We start from the raw sequence: 6,190 nt of genomic DNA on the forward strand, positions 1-6,190 counted from the left end.
AGGCAAAACGCATGAAACATTTGTTAGAAGTGATTGCAAAAGCCCTCGTAGATCAACCGGACGAAGTAACAGTAATCGAGCGTGAGACTGAAGATGCTTTAATCTTGGAATTACATGTTGCCCCAGGTGATATGGGAAAAGTCATTGGCAAGCAGGGAAGGATTGCAAAGGCGATCCGGACTGTGGTCAAGGCTTCCGTTGATAAAGGCGACAAAAAGATTGTTGTAGATATACAATAAAGGTTAAAATCCTGTAATCAAGGTGTTATACTGAGGTTACAGGATTTTTTTTGTGTCATAAATCCCAGTATATTGTAACAGAAGGAGAAAGACTATGATCCAGTTGGTATCTTGGAATGTAAACGGGCTGAGAGCCTGCGTGAAGAAAGGATTTTTAGATGTAATGGGGCAGTTGGATGCAGATATCTTCTGCATCCAGGAGACGAAGCTCCAGGAGGGCCAGATCGATCTGGAACTTCCGGATTATTACCAATATTGGAATTACGCAGAAAAAAAAGGATATTCGGGGACGGCAGTATTTACAAAGATCAGGCCTTTGTCTGTAAAAAATGGAATCGGTGTCGACGGGTTTGACCACGAGGGGCGAGTGATCACTTTGGAGTTCGATGATTATTTCCTGGTGACCTGCTATACCCCGAATTCCCAGAGTGAGCTTGCCAGATTATCATACCGGATGGACTGGGAAGAAAATTTCAGAGAGTATCTGCTCAAACTTGAAGAGGACAAGCCGGTTATCCTCTGCGGCGACCTGAATGTGGCGCACACGGAGATCGATCTGAAAAATCCAAAGACAAACAGGAGAAATGCGGGATTTACAGATGAAGAGAGGGAAAAATTCACCAAACTCTTAGAAGCCGGATTTATTGATACATTCCGCTATTTTTACCCGGATGTGACCGAGGCATACAGCTGGTGGTCATATCGGTTCAGAGCAAGGGAGAAGAATGCGGGATGGCGCATTGATTACTTCTGTGTTTCCGGGGACCTTGAAGAACGCCTGGCAGAGGCAGTCATTCATACAGATATTTATGGTTCTGACCACTGCCCGGTTGGACTGTACCTGGAATAATAGAAAGGACTGAGGCTTATGAAGATGCTGAAAAAAGCAGCTAAAATCATGGCAGTGGTGATCACTGCAGTCGTTTTTGTGTTTACAGGATTGCTGATCTTTGTCACGGTCATGGAATACCGGCCCCAAAAGACAGAAAGTATAAAGAAATCAGAGGGAACCAGAGAGATTTCCAGAGAAGATCCATTTACCGTGGTCAGCCTGAATACCGGATACGCCGGCCTCGGAAAGGACGAAGACTTCTTTATGGACGGAGGTACAAAAGTGAGACCGGACAGCAAGATTCAGGTGGAGGAAAATCTTGCAGGGATCGTGGGCATGCTGAAGGAACACAAAGCGGACGCTTATTTTCTGCAGGAAGTGGATCTGGATTCCAAACGCTCTTATTCCACTGACCAGAAAAAGTATTATGAGGCTATGCTGGGACTGGGCGGAATGTTTGCCTATAACTTTAAAGTGGCTTACGCTCCGTATCCATGGCCAACCATCGGACATGTGGAGAGTGGCCTTCTGACGCTGACGGACACCAGGGTCAGCAAAGCCGAAAGGATTGCTTTGCCGGAATCTTTTTCATGGCCTCTTAAAACATGCAATCTGAAACGGTGCCTTTTAAAAACCAGGCTGCCGGTCAAAGGATCAGGGGCGGAGCTTGTGCTGATCAATCTGCATCTGGAAGCCTATGATTCCGGAGAAGGAAAAGAAGCCCAGAGCAAAATGCTTCTGAACGTATTGGAAGAAGAATATAAGAAAGGGAACTATGTGATCGCAGGAGGAGATTTTAACCAGACTTTTGAGGGGATCACCAAGTATCCGATCCGCAATAAAGAAGACTGGTCTCCCGGAGCTATCGGAAATGAGATTCTTCCGGAGGGCTTTAAATTTGCAGTAGATGATTCATACCCTACATGCCGTCTCCTGAACAAAGCCTATGAGAAAGATTCACAGGTCTATGTGATTGATGGCTTTATCGTCTCGCCGAATGTGCAGGTGGAGCAGGTGAAAGTCTTGGATCATGATTTTCATTATACGGACCATCAGCCGGTCAGGCTGAAAGTAAGACTCAAATAAAAAAGAAGGGGCTCTCCTGTATCTTAACAATACAGGGAGCCTCCTTTTTAATCGTCTTCTTTCAGGTCGATTTTTTTCGAAGCCTGATACAGGTTAATAATATCTGTCAAAGACTCTTCCATTTTTTCCTGTATTCCCTCAAGTTTATCGGGGTCTACATTGTAATTTAAAAACAGTTTTTCTATGTTTTCTGTGACATGATGTCCCAAATGCGAAATGATCAGGAAGGTATCAAAGTTCTTGCTGTTCTTTGCGTTCACAAAACGCTTTAAGTCACTCTGGATAAATTCGAGGATCTCACGATCGCTGGCAAATTTTCCGTGGATCATCGCATAGGGCTGAACACGCTGCAGAAAGTATTTGTTGTGGCGGGTGATATTAAAGACATAGGACACGATCAGACCGTCTCCCAAGTCAAATTCTGCTATGTGCATTATGCTGTTATATTCTTTGATTGACGTGGCGCCCAGCTGACGCAGATTAATGTTAATAAAATCGCTGGTTACTGTGTTTTCATTCATAAAAAATCCTCCTTAAAAAGTACATACTGTGAAGCGCATTTCTTAGCGCGGCGGAATTAATTTAAAAAAATATGTGAATTTGATCAGTAAAAAGACGGAACAAACTGCAATGGAGATCAGCATAATTGGAAATCCCACTATAAAATATTTCCCGAAGGAGATGGGATAGCCTGCATTTTTGCTAATGCCTGCCAGCACCACATTTGCTGAGGCACCGATCAGAGTGCTGTTTCCTCCGAGACAGGCGCCCATCCACCAGAGAGGTTCTGCATGGACCCCACTGGCCTGCATGGTAAAGATCATATTTCCGCCGTTTAAATTCTTCAGGCGTTTATCTTTGATGGATTTGTGTTCATCCGGCTGCATCACTTTCTGTACATTCTTTTCATCCACAGTGAGGCTTTTTTTATAAATAAACCGGTAACAGATAATTGAAACGATCATGCTAAGAACAACCGCTGCCCCGGTATTCCGGATAAAATCCATAAAGCTTAGATTTGTGGCCGTACCGATCATAATATTGGGCGGGTAACCGATCAAAGTAGCTGTACCTCCGGCATTGGATGCCATGATTTGTGTGAGCATGTAAGGCACCGGATCAACTTACAATATATTTGTAATAGCCAGAGTCATAGGTCCTACAAGGAGAATTGTAGTGACATTGTCAAGCAGGCCGGACAGTACTGCTGTGATGATGATAAAAACAACCATGATGGGCCACGGACTTTGGCGAGCTTGTCAGATTTGATCGCTATGTATTCAATAATACCGGACGTCTTGATGACAGATACCATAAGCATCATCCCTACCAAGATTCCGATCGTCTCTGCGTCAATAAATCCGACACAGTCTTCAATAGAAAGAATATGGGTCAGTACAAGAAGCAGAATAGCTCCGGAAACAGCGGCCAGCGTATTGTTTACCCTGTTCGTGATAATGGCAGCCATTGTAACAACAAAAATAATGATTGCAGCTATTTGATCTGCAGATATAAAACCCCTTCTATAAAAACAGTAGTTAAATAATTATGAAAACCGGATCAGCAGAAAAACAGAGCATATAAATACTGACAGTATCATCATAGGAAAACCAATTTTAAAGTATTTTCCGAAAGTAATCGGATATCCTGCATTTTTACTGATGCCTGAAAGAACTACATTGGCTGAGGCTCCGACCAGTGTACCGTTGCCGCCAAGGCAGGCTCCCAGGGAAAGTGCCCACCACAGAGGAGTCACATTTACACCGTGAGACTGGATTGTCATGATCATCGGAATCAGAGTTGCCACAAATGGGATATTATCCAGGAAAGATGAAACGATCGCGGAAATCCAAAGGATCAGAAGCATAGTCATTGTTATATTTCCCCCGGTAACTGAGAGCAGCCCATTGGCAAGAACTGTGATGACTCCGACCTTCTCCAGACCGCCTACAACAATGAATAATCCAACAAAGAAAAGGATGGTCGGCCATTCGACGCTCAGAATAATATCCTCAGGGTCCTGTCCGCCGATGATCAGCATCAGACAGGCAGCGGCCAGAGCGATGGTTGCAGACTGCATTTGAAGCTGGTCATGGAAAATAAAACATAATGCAACAATCAACAGAATGATCACGCTCTGGATCAGCAGTTTTTTACTTTTAATTGCTTTTGATTCATCCAGCTTCATGACTTCCTTTATATTTTTATCTTCGACGGTCAGACTGTTTCCGTAGATAAAACGGAAACAGATCAGGGCGGCAATCATTACAAAAACGATGGCAAAACCAGTATTTAATATGAAATCTACAAAACTGAGCTTTGCCGCACTGCCGATCATGATATTGGGCGGGTCCCCGATCAGTGTTGCGGTACCTCCGATATTGGAAGCCATGATCTGTGTGATGATGTAGGGAACCGGATTGACACCTAAAATATTGGTAATAGCCAGAGTCATCGGCCCGACCAGCAGCACGGTGGTAACATTGTCTAAAAGTCCGGATAAAACGGCTGTGATGATGATAAACGTGACCATGATTGGCCAGGGGCGTCCTTTTGCAAGCTTTGCGGCTTTAATTGCAATATATTCAAAAATACCGGAATTTTTGACTATGGCCACCAAAAGCATCATACCTACGAGAATACCGATGGTCTCTATGTCTACGGCCTCAACGCACTCGTCAATGGTAAGAATATGGGTTAAAATTAAAAGGATCGCACCTGAAATTGCGGCAACGGTGTTGTGAAGTTTGTCTGAAATGATTGCGGCCATGGTGATTAAAAAAATGGCAATTGCAATAATCTGTTGTAGTGACATGATATTTCCCCCTAATCATTAAAGTTTATTCCTATTGTATCACCAACAGACAGAATTTTCACAATTTATATAGATGTTTTTTATTCAGAACAAGGAAGTCTGCTAAAATTATATAATCTCTCGGAATCCTGAGTGATTATTATCGGCAACAGCCGAGAAACGTACTTTGAAAAGTAAATATTATTTAAAACAGAAAAAAGAACATAGAAAATAGACATAACTGTCGCTATGCCTGAAAAATGGTGTATAATAGTAAAGGATTATGCCACATCTAAAATCAACTTTCTCAGGGTGGATTCATAGGGCAAATCCCAAGCATCCAAGTGCTGCAGCATAAGGATGTGATATAGGCGGCAGTACCACATCTTAGTTGAGCGGTGCCTGCCGCTTTCTAATTGAAAGTCTATTTTCTCACGTTTATTCGAACGTTCAGCTGAAGTTCTGGCATTGTATTCCAGTTTCCATTCTTTACTGTCACGAGGCGGGAAATTGATGAATCTTGGATTATCTTTCATTGCAAGATGGACGGTTCTCCCATATTTGGAGTCTGAGCAGGGGGTACTGCAGGAGCATCCGTATTTACGGCTGGCAAGTGGACAGCGAAATTTTAACCTTGCTTTCGATGGCTCAGAACCATCATGGTTCATTTTTCGCCCAGCTTTGCAAATAGGAATTCCATCTTTTGCAATGGTAAAATCATCCTTATATTTCATGCTAATTCCGCGTTTTTCATTTAAGTCGATAAAAGGCTGTATGCCGTTTTCACGGCAATACTGATAATACGGCATGGCATCATGAGCAGAATCCAAAAGCCATTTGCTGATATGAAAATCAGGAAGAAAGGCTCTGAAACGAAAGTAAGTTTCCAAAAAACCATGAGAATCATGTTTTGAGGCAGGATTGAGTAAAGGGAATAAAGGCAGATCACTTTCCGAGTTGGATGCAACCAGCATATATAAATCGTAGCCATGATAAAAACAGTCTCGAGAAGAATCATATCCGACATCACAATCGGGCTGGGAAAAGTAGCGGTCGCAATCACAGGAAGTGATACCATTTTCGGAACACTTACAGATACGGTGTTTCCGTTCACGTGCAGATGTAACAACAGGCATACCGTCACCGGCAATGGAAAGATTGGAGGTATCAATCAATCCTTTGGAGATGGAAACGGTTAAAAATTCATGGTTGTAAATCTTGAAAAGAGAAGCATATGGT

General features: G+C 43.0%; 5 protein-coding genes and 2 pseudogenes. 3 read left to right on the plus strand and 4 right to left on the minus strand.

The window, feature by feature from the left end:
* The first annotated feature begins 11 nt into the window (after positions 1–11).
* The 3 genes from CI597_RS04145 to CI597_RS04155 all read left to right on the plus strand — a co-directional run bounded on the left by CI597_RS04145 (position 12) and on the right by CI597_RS04155 (position 2,157).
* Positions 12–239 (plus strand): KH domain-containing protein, encoded by a 228-nt coding sequence (locus CI597_RS04145; protein WP_006568928.1) that lies wholly within the window; start codon positions 12–14, stop codon positions 237–239.
* Positions 240–333: 94 nt separating this feature from the next.
* Positions 334–1,089: an exodeoxyribonuclease III gene (locus CI597_RS04150; protein ID WP_024727960.1), complete on the plus strand. Its 756-nt coding sequence runs from the start codon at positions 334–336 to the stop codon at positions 1,087–1,089.
* Positions 1,090–1,107: 18 nt separating this feature from the next.
* Entirely contained in the window at positions 1,108–2,157 is a 1,050-nt protein-coding gene (locus CI597_RS04155; RefSeq protein WP_034549597.1) for an endonuclease/exonuclease/phosphatase family protein, read from the plus strand.
* Positions 2,158–2,204: 47 nt separating this feature from the next.
* On the opposite strand, the gene CI597_RS04160 is transcribed toward CI597_RS04155, so the two are convergent.
* The 4 genes and pseudogenes from CI597_RS04160 to CI597_RS18355 all read right to left on the minus strand — a co-directional run.
* Positions 2,205–2,678 carry a hypothetical protein gene (locus tag CI597_RS04160; RefSeq protein WP_024727958.1) on the minus strand — a complete coding sequence of 158 codons (474 nt, stop codon included), beginning with the start codon at positions 2,676–2,678 and terminating at the stop codon, positions 2,205–2,207.
* A 42-nt stretch (positions 2,679–2,720) separates the two neighbouring features.
* Positions 2,721–3,625 (minus strand): annotated as a pseudogene (locus CI597_RS19680) (SLC13 family permease).
* Positions 3,626–3,703: 78 nt separating this feature from the next.
* On the minus strand, positions 3,704–4,972 hold the full coding sequence (locus CI597_RS04170; RefSeq protein WP_024727957.1) for an ArsB/NhaD family transporter: 1,269 nt from the start codon (positions 4,970–4,972) through the stop codon (positions 3,704–3,706).
* A gap of 260 nt (positions 4,973–5,232) precedes the next feature.
* Positions 5,233–6,190, minus strand: a pseudogene (locus CI597_RS18355) (hypothetical protein); the annotation flags it as partial.

The sequence above is a fragment of the Anaerostipes hominis (ex Lee et al. 2021) genome (genome assembly GCF_002270485.1).
In the GTDB taxonomy this organism is placed as follows: Bacteria; Bacillota; Clostridia; order Lachnospirales; family Lachnospiraceae; genus Anaerostipes; species Anaerostipes hominis.

Excerpts from the sequence above, each read along its gene's own strand:
- CI597_RS04145 (WP_006568928.1), top strand. The coding sequence starts at position 12 with ATGAAACATTTGTTAGAAGTGATTGCAAAAGCCCTCGTAGATCAACCG.
- CI597_RS04150 (WP_024727960.1), top strand. The coding sequence starts at position 334 with ATGATCCAGTTGGTATCTTGGAATGTAAACGGGCTGAGAGCCTGCGTG.
- CI597_RS04155 (WP_034549597.1), top strand. The coding sequence starts at position 1,108 with ATGAAGATGCTGAAAAAAGCAGCTAAAATCATGGCAGTGGTGATCACT.
- CI597_RS04160 (WP_024727958.1), bottom strand. The coding sequence starts at position 2,678 with ATGAATGAAAACACAGTAACCAGCGATTTTATTAACATTAATCTGCGT.
- CI597_RS04170 (WP_024727957.1), bottom strand. The coding sequence starts at position 4,972 with ATGTCACTACAACAGATTATTGCAATTGCCATTTTTTTAATCACCATG.